This is a genomic window from Halobacillus sp. SY10 (genome assembly GCF_045401165.1).
Classification (GTDB): Bacteria; Bacillota; Bacilli; order Bacillales; family Halobacillaceae; genus Halobacillus; species Halobacillus aidingensis.
The window spans coordinates 810022-825747 of record NZ_CP174345.1 but is presented as its reverse complement, the minus strand read 5'-3'; the positions used below and the strand labels follow the sequence as shown (position 1 = coordinate 825747).

The 15726-nt window shown below is 44.6% G+C and carries 11 protein-coding genes; 3 read left to right on the top strand and 8 right to left on the bottom strand.

Annotation, left to right across the window (positions count from 1 at the left end; genetic code table 11):
• Positions 1-61: 61 nt before the first annotated feature.
• Positions 62-2818, top strand: coding sequence for a phosphoenolpyruvate carboxylase (gene ppc / locus ACJA3J_RS04140; RefSeq protein WP_406945621.1), 2757 nt, complete (start codon positions 62-64; stop codon positions 2816-2818).
• An 824-nt stretch (positions 2819-3642) separates the two neighbouring features.
• Positions 3643-4929, top strand: coding sequence for a GntP family permease (locus tag ACJA3J_RS04135; RefSeq protein WP_181898532.1), 1287 nt, complete (start codon positions 3643-3645; stop codon positions 4927-4929).
• A gap of 89 nt (positions 4930-5018) precedes the next feature.
• On the opposite strand, the gene ACJA3J_RS04130 is transcribed toward ACJA3J_RS04135, so the two are convergent.
• The 6 genes from ACJA3J_RS04130 to ACJA3J_RS04105 form a co-directional block, all read right to left on the bottom strand.
• On the bottom strand, positions 5019-5795 hold the full coding sequence (locus ACJA3J_RS04130; RefSeq protein WP_406945620.1) for a 3-hydroxybutyrate dehydrogenase: 777 nt from the start codon (positions 5793-5795) through the stop codon (positions 5019-5021).
• Positions 5796-5899: 104 nt separating this feature from the next.
• Positions 5900-7276: a Glu/Leu/Phe/Val family dehydrogenase gene (locus ACJA3J_RS04125; RefSeq protein ID WP_406945619.1), complete on the bottom strand. Its 1377-nt coding sequence runs from the start codon at positions 7274-7276 to the stop codon at positions 5900-5902.
• Between the two features lie 130 nt (positions 7277-7406).
• Positions 7407-8186, bottom strand: a complete 780-nt coding sequence (gene fabI / locus ACJA3J_RS04120) for an enoyl-ACP reductase FabI (protein WP_089653389.1) — start codon at positions 8184-8186, stop codon at positions 7407-7409.
• A 53-nt stretch (positions 8187-8239) separates the two neighbouring features.
• Positions 8240-8911 (bottom strand): hypothetical protein, encoded by a 672-nt coding sequence (locus ACJA3J_RS04115; protein WP_406945618.1) that lies wholly within the window; start codon positions 8909-8911, stop codon positions 8240-8242.
• Positions 8912-8929: 18 nt separating this feature from the next.
• Complete coding sequence (locus ACJA3J_RS04110) at positions 8930-9442, bottom strand: N-acetyltransferase family protein (protein WP_406945617.1); 513 nt, start codon at positions 9440-9442, stop codon at positions 8930-8932.
• A complete protein-coding gene (locus ACJA3J_RS04105; protein WP_406946270.1) occupies positions 9439-10506 on the bottom strand; it encodes a C45 family autoproteolytic acyltransferase/hydolase in 1068 nt (355 codons plus the stop codon). The genes ACJA3J_RS04110 and ACJA3J_RS04105 overlap by 4 nt, the downstream gene beginning before the upstream one ends.
• 983 nt (positions 10507-11489) lie before the next feature.
• On the opposite strand from ACJA3J_RS04105, the gene ACJA3J_RS04100 reads away from it, so the two are divergent.
• A complete protein-coding gene (locus tag ACJA3J_RS04100; protein ID WP_089653399.1) occupies positions 11490-12548 on the top strand; it encodes an NAD(P)/FAD-dependent oxidoreductase in 1059 nt (352 codons plus the stop codon).
• Between the two features lie 36 nt (positions 12549-12584).
• Here ACJA3J_RS04100 and ACJA3J_RS04095 read toward each other — a convergent pair whose 3' ends face one another.
• Together ACJA3J_RS04095 and ACJA3J_RS04090 are read right to left on the bottom strand one after the other, a co-directional pair.
• Positions 12585-13529: a RimK family alpha-L-glutamate ligase gene (locus ACJA3J_RS04095; RefSeq protein ID WP_406945616.1), complete on the bottom strand. Its 945-nt coding sequence runs from the start codon at positions 13527-13529 to the stop codon at positions 12585-12587.
• A gap of 721 nt (positions 13530-14250) precedes the next feature.
• Positions 14251-15696, bottom strand: a complete 1446-nt coding sequence (locus tag ACJA3J_RS04090) for a carbon starvation protein A (RefSeq protein WP_089653408.1) — start codon at positions 15694-15696, stop codon at positions 14251-14253.
• Positions 15697-15726: the final 30 nt, after the last annotated feature.

Sequence of the window (15726 nt, the reverse complement as noted above, 5' to 3'; positions counted from 1 at the left end):
ACATTATGAAACACATAGGCAATTTTATCTTACTTAAATGATCTGACAGGAAGGTGAAAGTATGACAACTGTAAAAAACACAAACGATCATACAACTCCCTTACGCCGGGACATCCATGCATTAGGGAAAATGCTAGGTGATATTCTCGTCCACCACGGCGGAGAGGAACTACTAAACAAAGTAGAAACGATCCGACAATTAACGAAAGACTTGAGGAAGAGTCCAGATCCCTCAACATATAATCAACTGAAAAATGAGATTCAAAACCTCGAACCACCGATGCGGTCCCAAGTCATCCGCGCATTCTCAATTTATTTCCACCTCGTAAATATCGCTGAACAAAATCATCGTATTCGCCGTCGCCGCGAATACCAATTGCGCGAAGATCATGGCGCTCAACCATTCTCGCTCGAAAGCGCTGTACAGAACTTGAAAAACAATGACTTTTCTAAGGGTGCTATCCAAGAGGTCTTGAATAAGCTTTCTTTGGAATTAATTATTACGGCCCACCCTACAGAAGCTACAAAGCGGACCGTGCTTGAAATCCAGAAGCGTATTGCAACCATCCTTAAAAAGCTTGATCAGCCTCAACTGACAAAGAGCGAACGTGAAAGTTTGCAGGACAGCCTGCAAAATGAAGTCACGGTTCTTTGGCAGACAGACGAATTACGCGAACGGAAACCAACCGTTATGGATGAAGTGCGCAATGGCCTTTATTATTTTGACGAAACCTTATTTGATGTGCTGCCAGATATCCACCAGGAGCTCGAAGCCAGGTTGGAAGATCATTATCCTAATGAAGACTGGAACGTGCCGAACTTCCTTCGTTTTGGTTCTTGGATCGGTGGCGACCGAGACGGTAACCCGAACGTAACACCTGATATCACGTGGCAAACACTTCAAAAACAACGGAAGCTTGTTTTGAAAAAATATGATGCGGTCCTCGTCGAGCTGATGAAACGATTCAGCCATTCGTCAACACAAGTGACTGTCACAGATGAGTTGAAGAACGCGATTGAAAAAGAAGAACCAATGCTTCCAAAAGGTAAGAAATGGCGAGTGGAGCGCGAAATTTACCGACGTAAATTTGCCATTATCCTAGAACGCCTTCGTCAAGTAGGTAAGTCTGATATCGGCTACGATTATGCGGATGAGCTTCTCAATGACTTGCGTCAAATTCGTGACAGTGCCCGAACACACCAGCCGAACAAGCGCGAACTTAAAAAGCTACGCAAACTAATTCGTCAAGTGGAACTATTCGGATTCCACCTCGCAACACTCGATATTCGTAATCATAGTGGCGAACATGAATCAGCAGTCTCAGAACTTCTACAAAAAGTAGGGATTGTCGAGGACTACTCTTCCCTAGAAGAAAAAGACAAGCTTGAAGTGCTCCAAGATGTCTTGAAGGATCCACGTCCGATTTCATTATTGAACGAAGACTACTCCGAAGAGACACAAAAAATGCTGAATGTTTTCCAAATGATCCGCAAAGCTCATAAGGAATTCGGTGAGCGTTCGATTGAAGTCTACTTGATTAGTATGACGGAATCTGCAAGTGATCTTCTTGAAGTCCTTGTATTGGCTAAAGAAGCAGGCATCTATCGTCTGCATGCGGATGGTACAGTGGAAAGCAATATTAACGTTGCCCCACTACTTGAAACCGTCGACGACCTTGTCGCAGGTCCTGACATTTTGAAGACCCTTTTTGAAATGGATGTCTACAGCAAACATCTGGACAAGCATGGAAACCACCAGGAAATTATGCTTGGATATTCTGACGGAAGTAAAGATGGTGGAACACTCACAGCCAACTGGAGACTTTACAAAGCCCAGCAGGAAATTCACGATATGGCTCTTGAATACAATGTTGGATTGAAATTCTTCCATGGTCGTGGTGGATCTCTTGGCCGTGGTGGCGGACCATTGAACCGGAGCCTGCTTTCTCAACCAGTGGAAACTCTTGGCGAAGGCGTGAAAATTACAGAACAAGGAGAGGTCCTCTCTTCTCGTTACTTGCTGAGAGATATCGCATACCGAAGTCTTGAGCAAGGAGCCTCTACCCTTTTAGAGGGAGCCATGAACATTTCTAAAGAGTCCGAACAAGGTCACCATCGGGAAGAACTATGGGAGCAAGCTCTTGAAGACATTTCTGATGTATCCTTGAAAAAATATCAATCGCTCGTATTCGGTGATTCAGACTTCTTGACTTACTTCAACGAAGCGACACCGTTGCAAGAAATCAGTGAACTGAACATCGGTTCACGTCCAATGAAGCGTAAAGACAGTTCCAAATTTGAAAACTTAAGAGCCATCCCATGGGTTTTCGCTTGGACACAAAACCGTCAGCTCATTCCGGCATGGTACGCTGCAGGTACAGGACTTGCCAGTTATGTTGATAATAACGACGATAACCTCGCAGTTCTCAAGCAAATGTATGAGAACTGGCCGTTCTTCCGCTCTACCATCAACAATTTGCAGATGGCCCTGACAAAAGCGGATATTCAGACAGCTAAAGAATATAAAGCCCTTGTCAATGATCAAGAACTTGGGGAACGTATTTTCCAAAACATCGTAGAAGAATACGACCGCACCAAAGACATCTTGCTGCAAATTACAGGGGATGCTGAACTTCTTGATCACCAACCGACAATCAAAGAATCCGTACGACTTCGTAATCCTTATGTGGATCCATTGAACTTCCTTCAAGTGGAACTCATCAAGGAACTACGCCAAGTCGACGATCATGAAGATATCTTGACAGAAGTTCTTCTCACCATCAGCGGAATCGCAGCCGGCCTTCGCAACACAGGCTGATCTATAAATACCAAAACCGAGTATAACCTTCCCAGGTTATACTCGGTTTTTTTTCAACAATATGGCAGGATTGTGTAAGACTCGATTTCGAGACTTTTGTGGGTATTTAGGGGCTCCGGGAAAAGGTTCGCTTTCCGTGGGCGAGTGATGAGCCTCCTCGAGCTAACGCTCTGCGGGGTCTCATCTACCACGCACTTCCTCTTAGATATCCGGTTCCGGCGCCTAGCGGCTAGTGAGACTTCCCTCGCTTCTGTACGATAAGTCAACATCGAATCGCTCCGCTCTTCGTGTTTCCTTTATCTCCGCCAGCTCAGTCCAGTCCATACGCCGCTGACCAAGGCGCCTGCACACTTAAGGTAGGAGTCTCACCGTTTCCCTCCGCCCCTTTACCATATGAGAGAGTCGTTTTAACCATAGATTCTGCACGAATAAGTTGTGGGAACAGGGTCTGGGAAACGTCCGCATGAAAAGCGAATGGAGACACGAACGTGTGTGTTTTTCTACTGACTGATTCCAAAACACTGCAAATCGTCGTTTCCCTGACCCCGTATCCATGGCCAGGAATTGTCATACATTATTTCAACTAGAAAGGCTGCCCTTAAGGCTGCGGGGAATGTGCTCACCGCGCTCCCGCGGCAAGCGAGCTATTCCCCGCAGCCCCCATGCACTCAACAAAAGTCTCGAAACTGAGTCTTCCACAAACGGGAGCTTTAGTGGAGGAACGCTTGAGTTCTTTTAAACAATTGAATTCATATGGAATCCCTCATGTATTTTACAGTTTTGGACAAAGTAAAACAGAAATTAAATAAAGTGAGGGATTCATCATGATCAGTATCCTAATTGGACTCGTATTACTTATGCTTTTGGCTTATCTTGGATGGTCCATCATCTGGATTGCGCCACTCGTATCAGGTATTGTCGCGATTTTAAGTGGAATGGATATCCTTCCCGCTTATACAGATACCTATATGCAGGGATTTGTTGACTTTGCTAAAGACTACTTTCCGATTTTCCTCTTCGGTGCGATTTTCGGAAAGTTGATGGAAGATACGGGAGCTGCACAGTCGGTTGCCCATAAGATTTCGAGCGTAATTGGTAAAAAACGTGCCATTCTCGGAATGCTTTTATCTGCAGCGATTCTTACGTATGGCGGGGTTAGTCTGTTTGTTGTTGTCTTTGCTGTGTATCCATTGGCTGTCGCAATGTTCCGTGAGGCGAATGTTTCCAGAAAGTTGATTCCATCCACGTTCGTACTCGGAGCTTTCACTTTTACAATGACAGCTCTTCCTGGAACACCTCAGATTCAGAATATCATTCCAATCAACACCTTTAAGACAGACACGATGGCAGCTCCAATTCTAGGAATAGTTGCCGCATTGATCATGGCTGTCGGCGGATATTTTTATTTGAAATTCCGTGAAAAACAACTCAACAATAAAGATGAGAAATTTACCGAGCCTGAAGGTGACAACCAAGTTAAAAGTGTGAACGAAGAAGAACTTCCAAATTGGATTCTTTCCACCATTCCACTAATCGCTGTTGTTTTGACGTTGAACGTATTCGACATCAGTATTTTAGCCGCATTGCTCATCGGGATCATTTTAATCATGATCTTTAACTGGCAGGATTATAAGGATTTCATAAAAGCCATCAATGGCGGGGCTTCCGGTTCAGTTATGGCTACCATTAACACAAGTGCGGCAGTCGGATTTGGTACTGTTGTTACGGCTTCACCTGGGTTTGACTCCGTAAAGGATTTGATTTTCAGTATTCCTCTAAGCCCGTTTTTCTCAGAAGCCTTTGCCGTCAGTCTGCTTGCGATGATTACAGGGTCGGCTTCTGGCGGAATGGGAATTGCCCTTGAAGCTCTCGGACAGGAATATTACAATATTGCGGTCGATCAAGGGTTGAGTCTTGAAGCTTTTCACCGTATTACATCGGTAGCATCTGGAGCATCCATTCTCCCTCATAACGGTGCTTTATTGACATTGTTCACCGTTACAGGGCTGACACACAAGGATTCTTACAAGGATGTATTCGTTGTTGGCCTTCTTATTCCGATGGTCGCAACGATTGCGATTATTTTCCTTGCCATGATGGGCATCAATTAACTAACAAAAGCTTCTCTCTTAAGGAGGGAAGCTTTTTGATTTGATGAAGCAAATGAAAAACACGTCCCACAAGGGGACGTGTTTTATTATTATTGAACAGTGTAGCCACCATCGATGACCGCTGCTTGTCCTGTGATGCTTTTCGCTTTTTCACTGACAAGAAAGATTGCATAATCTGCAATTTCCTGGACTTGCAACAATCGTTTTTGTGGTACGAGGGGATAAATAACCTCTTCTAACGCTTTTTCCTTATCGATGTTTCTTGTTTTCGCAAGGTCTTCTAATTGGTTCTGGACAAGTGGCGTATCCACATAACCAGGACAGATTGCGTTCACCGTTACACCGTGGTCCGCTCCTTCTAAAGCAGCTACCTTCGTTAGCCCGATGACCCCGTGCTTGGCACTGTTGTAACCAGCTTTTCCAGCGAAACCGATGAGTCCATTGATGGAAGCCATATTCAAAATACGACCATACCCCTGTTCCTTCATGTGTGGGAACGCGTACTTCGTCCCATAGAATGGTCCTTTCAGCATAATGTCCAGAATCAATCCAAATTTTTCACTAGGGAATTCTTCAATTGGAGCGACATGTTGAATTCCTGCATTATTGACTAGAATATCAATTTTGCCAAACTTACTGACCGTTTCTTCAATTGCATTCTTTACATCTTTTTCTTTTGCTACGTTGGCAACGACCCCTTCGACTGTATGTCCTTGAGATCGTAGCTGTTCAACTGATTTGTTGAGGGTCTCTTCATTGATATCATTAAGCATGACTTTCGCGCCGGCTTTTGCAAATTCTGTAGCGATCTCAAGTCCAATCCCCTGCCCTGAACCAGTAATTAATGCTGATCTTCCTTCAAGCATTGCAACTCCTCCTTAAAATAAACACTCTTCCTTTAATTTTCCCTTTTCTAAGAAAATATGTGCAAAAAAAAACTCAGCCTCATGAAAGGCTGAGTTTTTATACCCTAATAAAGTTTTCCTTGACGGTACATAATCGTGGATAGTTTGGTGACGGAGTGGATGTAACAATTTTGTCTTAGGGGGAACGGATCCCCAAAGAACTGTGGAAGAATCGTATCCATCGTACCTTTCAACTTATCAAAAAGTCTTTCAAAAATCTGATCCTCCGCCATAAACTGTGCTTCTCTCCCCTGAACCCATTCGTAATAAGAAACGATGACACCACCTGCATTTGCTAAGATATCAGGGACAATCAATACACCTTTATCCGCAAGATACCGATCCGCTTCTTCTGTAATTGGCCCGTTTGCGCCTTCTACAATGATCTTCGCTTGAATGTCCTTCATATTATCTTTATGGATTTGATCTTCCAACGCTGCTAAAATCAGAACATCAACATCCATTTCCAGCAAGTCATCCCGCTCTTTAATCTCTGCCACAAGTTCATGCTCGTTCAGTTCTTGTTCTGTTGAAGGCAAATCACCATCATGCTCTTTCGCGAATTTGACAAGACCAGGAATGTCCAGGCCATCTGTGTTATACAGCATGACATTCGCATCGCTCACGGCAACCACACGGTTTTGCAGATGATTGCATTGATACGCTTCAAGGGCAGCGACAGAACCAAGGTTACCAAAGCCCTGAACCGCCATTTTTAACTTTTTATCAGCATGGTCAAGAGCCGTATGAGCAAAAATGTTCTCTGTATCACTCAACCATTTTCTATGTTCATTGACGAAATCATGCATCATGTACCGGAACGTATAATAGACCCCTTTTCCCGTTGACTCTCTTCTTCCGAGCGACCCGCCGTTTACGATGCTTTTTCCTGTAAAACTGTTGCGGTACGGCTCTCCGGGATGAATATTCTTGAATTCTCCCATCATCCAGTCCATTTCCCGTTCCCCTGTACCGACATCCGGAGCTGGAATGTCTTTGTCAGGTCCAAGGATATCATTGAAATATTGCACGTATTTTTTACATATCAAATTGAGTTCTTTTACGCTGTATTCTTTCGGGTTGATGACCACTCCCCCTTTACCTCCGCCAAAAGGAAGTTCATGCAGGGCATTTTTCAAAGTCATTAGTTTTGCTAAATTGGAGACTTCATCTTCATCGACTGATTCATGAAAACGAATCCCGCCTTTATAAGGACCCACGGTATCACTATGTTGTACGCGGAATGACGGAATCCTTACAATCGTTCCATTTTCTGTAGTGATGCGCAGGAAAGATTTGTGGACATGATTCGGGGTCGAAAGCAGGGCCACCAATGAGTTGTAGGCCTGCTCCCGTGTTTGTGCTTTCAAATCCGGGAGAAAATCTTCATCCTCCATGATCGCTTTTAATGACTCTTCGATAATGGTTTGTTGTCTTTGCATAATCCGACAGCCTCCGTTCTAATGAATTGGTCCTATGTGGATTTCCTTATCTAAGTGTCCATTCCCCAAAAAGAAGCTATGAAACGTTTTCAGCAAAGAAAAAAGCCCCCTGCTCTAGGGGACTTTTCCATTAACCTAATATATTGTAACCCGAATCTACATAAACAATTTCTCCTGTCACTCCTCGGGATAAATGACTCATCATGGCCAGCGTCATATCTCCGACTTCTTCCTGAGTGACGTTCTTTTTCAGTGGAGCAGTTTCTTCAATTTTGTGTAAGATTTCATTGAAGCTTGGAACCCCTTTTGCTGCAAGTGTACGTACCGCACCAGCCGAAATGGCATTGACTCTGATTTGATTTTTCCCTAAATCGGATGCCAAATAACGGACAGTGGCTTCTAAGGATGCTTTCGCTACCCCCATGACGTTGTAACCTTCGACGACACGTTCAGCCCCAAGATAACTCATGGCAATCATCGATCCGCCTTCCGTCATATAAGGTTGACTTGCTTTCGCTACTGCAATAAGTGAATAAGCGCTTGTATCCTGCGCAAAAGCGAATCCGTCACGGGAAGTTTCAACAAAATCCCCTTTCAAATCCTCCGCATGTGCAAAAGCGATGGAATGACAGACCCCATGAATGACTCCGACTTTCTCACCGATCTCTGCAAATGCCTGCTGAATACTTTCATCACTGTTCACATCACATTGAACGATGGCTTTCGCATCTAAACCACCGTCTGCAAGCAGCTTTTCGAGCTTTTTATAACTTCTTTCTTTTCGATATGTAAAAATAACGTTGGCTCCTGCCTGATAAAGGGATTTAGCCACACCCCAGGCAAGGCTTCTCTGGTTCGCCACACCCATGACGACGATGTTTTTATCTTTCATTTGTAAAATATCTTCCATAGTAACCTCCAACATGTGTTTTTTTAGTTATACCTTATTCCAAAGAGAGTTGTCTACTTTTCCTTCAATTCTACATGAGAAAATCTTCCACCCAGTGTCTCGAATCGTCCCCCTGGCTGAATTCTTAAAGGTTCATGAAATAAAGGTCCACCATATACGAATGTGTGAAACTCTCCGTTTTCACCGCACGGGTCAATTTCAGGAGACATGGTATGCAAAAACTGCTGATCATAGAGAACCCCAGGTACCCTTTCATCCAACTTCTCTGTATCCACAGTAGTGATCACTGCCTGAAATCCCTTTTCAATGATCTCTGCCGCCACCTTATGTGAACCTATTGCCCATAAAGGATAGACGCCTGCCATTTCATTCTTCTTTAATAAATCGTCACGAAACGATCGAATATCTTCCAAAAAAAGATCAGCATAAACCACTTTGTGGATTTCTCTGTCCTTACAGCTTTGAAAGAACCGCTTCATGACCTCATCGTAAACCTCATTAGACGCTTTTTCCGCGATCGGAACGATTCTAATTGGCAGACCAAGCGCATCGGCTTGCTTCATAAGCAGGTGCTCACTGACTTCATGGACAGGTAACCGCAGAGACTGTTCAGAAACGGTTGAAAAAAGACCCTCGACCTTGTACTTCTCATCGTCCATCACCTTTTGCAAGGCAAGGGCAGAATCCTTGCCACCACTCCAAGAGACTATAACTTTCTCAGGCATCTTCCTCACCACTCCCTATTAACAATGTAAATGCAGTGCCATGTGGATCAGGTTCTCACTTCTCCCGTTTTTTCGAATGTAATCTTGAAAGCAGCCTTCCTTTTGAAAACCGAGAGACTCATAAAGGTGAATGGCTCGGGCATTGGATTCCAATACGTTCAACCGGATAATATCAATTCTTTCGGTTCGCCGGCATTGTTCTATCATTGTTGTCACGAGCTTCCGCCCAATTCCCTTGTTCCTTACGCCCCTTTTTACACTAACACCGAATGTGCCTTGGTGTCTTGTGGAAGAAAGAGCGCCCAGATCAAAGTTTAAAAAGCCGACAACATCACCGTCCATCTCAGCGATCAGAAAAAACTCAGGTTCTTCATACCGGCTGATCCATGCTTTTTCTTTTTCCAAGGAGTCATGGAACTCAGAAAGGTGTTTCAACCCATAGCCTTCGGTTAATATTTCCTTAGCAATCGCCATCGTATAGGTCGCATCTTCTGGTTCCCCCTTACGAATCACACATCTCTTCGGGATCATTTCTTCCCACTCCAATAGGCGCCATCCTCCATGTGAGCAAAAGGAATATCGGTATCAACTTCCCCATCAATTTTTTCTTCTTCAAGGTCGTCTCCATTCAACCATCGGGAAAAATCAAATTCCACCGGTTCTCGATCCCCACCTAAAGCAAACCAGGCTTTGTTTTCTTTTGGTAAGTATCCAGACGTGTGAATTGTCCCGGCCCAATTGCTGTACAGCTTAGAAAATACGCCACGATCTGTATCATTCATTAACCGGAAGGCATCATAGGCATCTTTAATATTTTTACGATTCGATTGGATCGCATCCATGCGTTTCATAGAATCCACAAGATGATTTCGATTTTCCTTTTTTAAAATTTCAAAATGATTCGTACAAACGTCCGCCTCTCTTACCTCCACTCCCCGCGGAGAGGCTTCCACTACATACGTCACATTGCTTTTATCGAATACGGTGTAACTGAATGAATGGCGATGAGGAATCTCACGCAGCATTTGAACAGCTTCGGTTACGTTCGCGCAAGATTCAAGCACAAGACGACCAATCATACAGCAAATAAACCCATCTCCAGGGCGCTTGCGGTGCATAAAGTTATAGCCCATCACAAGCCCTTTTTCATTCATCCCATCCATACGTCCGGTAATACGCTGCGTCGGTCCTATAATGCTGTACCCTTGGTCGGTCGGTTGAAAAAGACTATACCGTCCCTCATATGTCTTCGGCATGTAATCATAATTCCGAATGAAATAGCCTTCACCGGTCATAATCGAACATCCACTCCGTTTATAGTCGATGCGATATCCACCAAACTCCATCATCACTCTTTCCATCGGCCATTCCAGCGCATCCCTCAAGCCAAGAAGCTCATCCCATACGCCTGGAGCGAAACGTGTGATCGCTTCCTTCACTTCCTGTTCTTCTACAATAAAACGAGGCTTCCTCACCCGCCATTGTTTTTCTCTATTCTTCACTGTCCACGAATCTCTCAGCAGTTGTCCTTGATAAAACCCAAAATCATAATGCGTGCCTCTAAATTGCAAAAGATCGCTATGTATTTTTTTCATCATCGTTTCCTTTCTAACCATTTCTGCCTTCAATGTACCAGATTCCACTTCAAAATTGAACTCTCCCCTACTGTTATTAAACATAATGGGAGGATTGTGTAAGGCTCAGTTTCGAGATATTTGTTGAGTAGATTGGGGCTGCGGGGAATGACTCGCTTTCCGCGGGAGCGCGTTGAGCCTCCTCGAGCTTCGCTCTGCGGGGTCTCACCAAGCACTTTTTTCCTCTTCTATATCCGGTTTCGGCGCCTATCGGCTAGTGAGACTTCCCTCGCTTCTGTACGATAAGTCAACATCGAATCACTCCGTTCTTCGTGTTTCCTTTATCTCCGCCAGCTCAGTCCAGTCCATACGCCGCTGATCGAGGCGCCATCACACTTAAGGTAGGAGTCTCATTCCCCTCCGCCCTTTGCCATATTAGTGTCTCGAAATCACTTCTGGAAACAGCTCATTTCCGATTTGATGGAGGTGAGTCGTTTAAGCACCTGGCTCAGGTACTTAAATCCCATCTACTTGATATAGAGCGCTTTCTTCGTATAGCACTGGGATAGTAGAAGACCGTCCTTCTGGGCGAAGCGGTTCGTTTCTCACCTACATCGAATGGGGTGGTTGGGAAGCTGCGAGACTCCCGTGGGAGAAAGGAGACAGGCGAGATCCCGCAGGACGCAGTCCGAGGAAGCTCGGCGCTCCCCCACAGAGGAAAGCGAGTAGCTTCCTGACCACCCCTGACGCTCAATATGGAAAACGAACCCCGGTTATCTCGAAACTGAATCTTCCACAAAAGGGAGCTTATGTGAAAGAATTGGTTGGGGATTGATACATTTAGACTTTTAAATATTTTTGGAGAGGGAATCGAATAATAAGGAAAGATGAGAGAATTTGCTTAATCATTCTAGTTTTTCACCAGTAATTTTGGTACTCTAAAGGTTGTAACAATCAGAAAGCGTTTTCGAATAGGGGATTAAGGAAAAGGTGGTGGAACAAAGATGAAAGAAGTCGTTATTTTGGGGGGCGGCTACGGCGGTATGAACACTTTGCACGGGTTGCTCGATCAAATCCCAGAAGATGTACATATCACTGTCGTCGACAGGAATCCTTACCATTCATTAAAAACTGAATTTTACACTATAGCAGCAGGAACGGAGTCTGACCGTCATGCTCGCGTTGATTTCCCGAAGCACGAGCAAGTCACTTATGTCTTCGATGAAGTGGAGAAAATCGACACAGAAAACGAGACCATCATCATAAAAGGCGGAGAAAAAAGTCTTCCCTACGATTACTTATTAATTGGTCTCGGCTGTGAGGATAACTATCACGGCATCGAAGGAGCGCGAGAATTCACCGAAAGTGTGCAGACGTTCTCTAAAGCAAGAAGTGCAGGCTTTTCTATTAACAACCTTGGGGCCTACGGAAAGGTGACCGTTGTCGGAGCTGGACTAAGTGGGATCGAGGTCGCTTCAGAAGTCCGGGAAAGCAGGCCGGACTTGAACATTCGCTTGTTGGACCGTGGCGAAACGGTATTGAAAGCCTTCGATTCCAAAATTCAAGATTATGTGGAGAAGTGGTTTAAGGATAATGAGGTTGAAGTCATCCACGGGGCAAACGTTGAATACGTTGAAAAAGATGGCGTATGCAACAATGGTGTTTGTTATTTGAACGATGTGACTGTATGGACCGCAGGGGTTCGTCCAAACTTCCTTGTCAGAGAGCTTCCTTTTGAAAAAGATGACCAGGAAAAAGTCATCGTCAATGATTTTTACCAAGTGCCTACCCATCAAAATGTCTATGTTGTAGGTGATTGTGCATCTTCTGAACACTCTCCTAGTGCACAGCTTGCCGGTCAGCAAGGAGAGAAGGTAGCTGATGTACTTAATGCCGTACTTAGAGACCGCGTACCTGAACGTCCTTCTGAGGTGAAGCTAAAAGGTGCTCTCGGCTCTCTTGGGAAAAATGACGGATTTGGCAACATGCTTCAAAAACCGATGACAGGTGTCCTTCCTCGTCTTGCTAAATCAGGGGTTCTCTGGTTAAGCAAACGCCACTAAAAAAGATCGATCACATAAATGTGATCGATCTTTTTGTTATACGAGTGACTTTTGTAAAAGACCTCCGAGATATTTTGCCAGCTCAAGCATCCCATAAGTTCCTGCTTTTGCTTCAGCATCCGAATTGTAGTTTGTATTCGTGTTCACATCATAGGTGTAAAAACGACCTTCTTTATCCTGAATCGCTTCAATTCCAGCTACGGCAATATTGTTTTCCCGTAAGAACCTTTCGTAATCATCAACGATGGACGGTCGATAATTTTCGAGAACTTCAAACTTCGCTTTTGGTGTTTGTGGTTCCACATCCGTCGGGCAATACAAATCTTCAATCGAGCACGCGTCTGCCGGGCAAAGTTCAAAACCTTCAGACGTATCGACCTTCACCCCATAAACAAACGTTCCGCCTACGAATTCATGCCGGACAATATAAGGCTCTGGAGCTTCAATATATTGTTGAATCAATGTAATCCCATCAACTGGTTCCTCAAAAGAGTCACTATCCAAGTATTCACGCAACGCTTCCGTAGAATGGAAAAGCTGAACTCCCTGCCCTTTTCCAGCACGGTTGTGTTTCGTTATGAACGATCCCATTTCCAACTGCCGCGCAGCATCCAGAATATTCTCTTTTCCTACAGCAGTAATCGTCTTCGGTGTGCGAATGCCAGCTTGGTTTAAAGCCATATATTGATTGACCTTACTGACTTCAAGCCTTAAAGCCCGGCTGCCATTTACTATGGTGCGATCATGGCGTTCGAGCCAAGCAAGGACAGCTTCAGTAAACTCAGGTGCGTAACGGTGATTCCTTGTATGAGAAGAAGCACTGATGCGGTTGTAAAAAATCCCTTCCGGAGGCTCGCTTGTCAAATCCAGCGTCCCCTTATCTAAATGCCAGAGCTCATAAGGAAGATCGAACTCTTCTAAACGCTCCGTCAAATGATCGGTCCATTCATCGTTCTCATGGAGAATATAAATTTTGCTCATCGAACCGACTCCTTTCCATTTCTTCTTGTTACTTATCATCATATCACAAAAAACCGATAAGGTTACTAGGAATAAGCTCATTACAAGGAAATACCAAATCCCATAAACGCTCCCGTTTGTGGAAAACTCAGTTTCGAGACTTTGGTGAGTGGATGGGGGCTGCGGGGGATAGCTCGCTTTCCGCGGGAGCGCGGTGAGCCTCCTCGGACTGCGTCCTGTGGGGTCTCACCATGCACTTTTTTCCCGCAGGAGTCTCGCCATCCCCCTCCGCCCCTTTGCCATATAAGTGTCTCGAAAATACTCCCAAAATAAGCAGCTTTCGAGCGTAATAGAAGTTGGTGAATTCACTCTTAAAACAGGAGCACTTGTATTCTGAAGATTTCTATAGAGCCCTTTTCAACTAGAAATCTGTATTTTTGGAAGATGCTCCTACTCTGTATGTGGGTTCGTTTCTCACCTACATCGAATGGGGTGGTTGAGAAGCTGCGAGACTCCCGTGGGAGAAGGAGACAGGCGAGATCCCTTAGTGCGGCAGCCCGCCCGAGGAGCTCGGCGCTCCCCCACAGGAAAGCGAGTTGCTTCCCAGCCACCCCCACCGCTCAATACGGCAAACGAAACCCGAAACATCTCGAAATCAAGTCTTCAAGAAACCTGCCATTATCTTTAATAAGATGGAAAATAATAAAAAGTCGCTTAGCCTTGGGGCTAAGCGACTTTTGTATTATCCTGCTTTTGAGGTGATGACCGTATCTTCTTTTCTCACTTTCTGTTTGATCACTTGCCATACGAACCATGTTACCACAACAAGCCAGATGATGGACCCTAAGATCATGGACGTGGAATACTCCAAACCAAACCCTTCAGGAGCGTAGAAAATATAAGAGCTTACTACAGCTGTCATGAACAGGGCGGGAACACTGCAGATCCAGTGAAACTTGTTATTCTTCAACAAGTACATAGCTCCTGTCCAAAGCATAACTGTTGCTACAACTTGGTTGGACCAACCTACATATCTCCAGAGAAAGCTGTAATCCATTTGGGTTAACAGGAACGTTGGAATCGTAACCGGAATTGCAAATAGTAGCGGTGTCCATTTTCCTTCGAATTTCTTTTTACTGACCTGACTAGCAAAATCAACAAGCATCATACGTGAAGATCGCAACGCTGTATCTCCCGTAGTGATTGGCAGGATAATGACACCAAGAACGGCAAGAATTCCACCTAGCGTACCAAGTGTGGTACTGCTGATTTCATTAATGACTCCTGCTGGTCCTCCCTCTGCTAGTGCCGTTTGAAGACCTCCTGTGTTACCGAAGAATGTCATACCGGCAGCTGCCCAAATTAAGGCGATAATTCCTTCTGCGATCATGGCACCATAGAACACTTTTCTTCCTTCACTCTCTTTTTTCAACGTTCGAGCAAGGATCGGGCTTTGGGTACTGTGAAACCCAGAGATAGCTCCGCATGAGATCGTCACCATCAGCATTGGCCAGATCGGTAGTTCATCTGGATGAAGATTGCTGACTGTTAAATTTGGAATTGGATGATCAAAGAAAAACATCCCTACCCCAATTGATACAGCCATAAAAATTAAAATTGCCCCAAATATCGGGTACACTTTACCAATAATTTTGTTGATGGGTAGAAGTGTCGCAATGAGAAAATATGCAAATATGATTAAAACAGATGTAAAAAATCCTAGTGGGGTGATTTCTGCCATCAATTGAGCCGGTCCTGCAGTAAAGGCTGCAGCTACTAAGATCATAAGGCCAATAGATAAAAGATTGATCACCGAGCGGGCCGGACGGCCTAGGTATTTCCCTACAAGTGTCGGGTATTGGGCGCCGTCATGACGAAGGGAAAGCATCCCTGAGAAGTAATCATGAACAGCTCCTGCGAAAATAGAACCAACAACGATCCAGATAAATGCCACAGGGCCGTATAAAGCTCCCATCACTGCTCCGAATATAGGTCCAAGCCCAGCGATATTTAATAGCTGGATAAGACTCGCTTTCCACCAGCTCATCGGCACATAGTCAAAACCATCGTTCTTTTCATATGCAGGTGTATTTTTTTGATCATTAATCCCGAAAATTCGTTCAACCACCTTTGCATAAAAAAGATATCCGACGACAAGTAAAACGATAGATGCGATAAATGTGATCATCGCTGAGCCTCCTTTCAAATTTGAATGTAA

Excerpts from the sequence above, each read along its gene's own strand:
- ppc (WP_406945621.1), top strand. The coding sequence starts at position 62 with ATGACAACTGTAAAAAACACAAACGATCATACAACTCCCTTACGCCGG.
- ACJA3J_RS04135 (WP_181898532.1), top strand. The coding sequence starts at position 3,643 with ATGATCAGTATCCTAATTGGACTCGTATTACTTATGCTTTTGGCTTAT.
- ACJA3J_RS04130 (WP_406945620.1), bottom strand. The coding sequence starts at position 5,795 with ATGCTTGAAGGAAGATCAGCATTAATTACTGGTTCAGGGCAGGGGATT.
- ACJA3J_RS04125 (WP_406945619.1), bottom strand. The coding sequence starts at position 7,276 with ATGCAAAGACAACAAACCATTATCGAAGAGTCATTAAAAGCGATCATG.
- fabI (WP_089653389.1), bottom strand. The coding sequence starts at position 8,186 with ATGGAAGATATTTTACAAATGAAAGATAAAAACATCGTCGTCATGGGT.
- ACJA3J_RS04115 (WP_406945618.1), bottom strand. The coding sequence starts at position 8,911 with ATGCCTGAGAAAGTTATAGTCTCTTGGAGTGGTGGCAAGGATTCTGCC.
- ACJA3J_RS04110 (WP_406945617.1), bottom strand. The coding sequence starts at position 9,442 with ATGATCCCGAAGAGATGTGTGATTCGTAAGGGGGAACCAGAAGATGCG.
- ACJA3J_RS04105 (WP_406946270.1), bottom strand. The coding sequence starts at position 10,506 with ATGAAAAAAATACATAGCGATCTTTTGCAATTTAGAGGCACGCATTAT.
- ACJA3J_RS04100 (WP_089653399.1), top strand. The coding sequence starts at position 11,490 with ATGAAAGAAGTCGTTATTTTGGGGGGCGGCTACGGCGGTATGAACACT.
- ACJA3J_RS04095 (WP_406945616.1), bottom strand. The coding sequence starts at position 13,529 with ATGAGCAAAATTTATATTCTCCATGAGAACGATGAATGGACCGATCAT.
- ACJA3J_RS04090 (WP_089653408.1), bottom strand. The coding sequence starts at position 15,696 with ATGATCACATTTATCGCATCTATCGTTTTACTTGTCGTCGGATATCTT.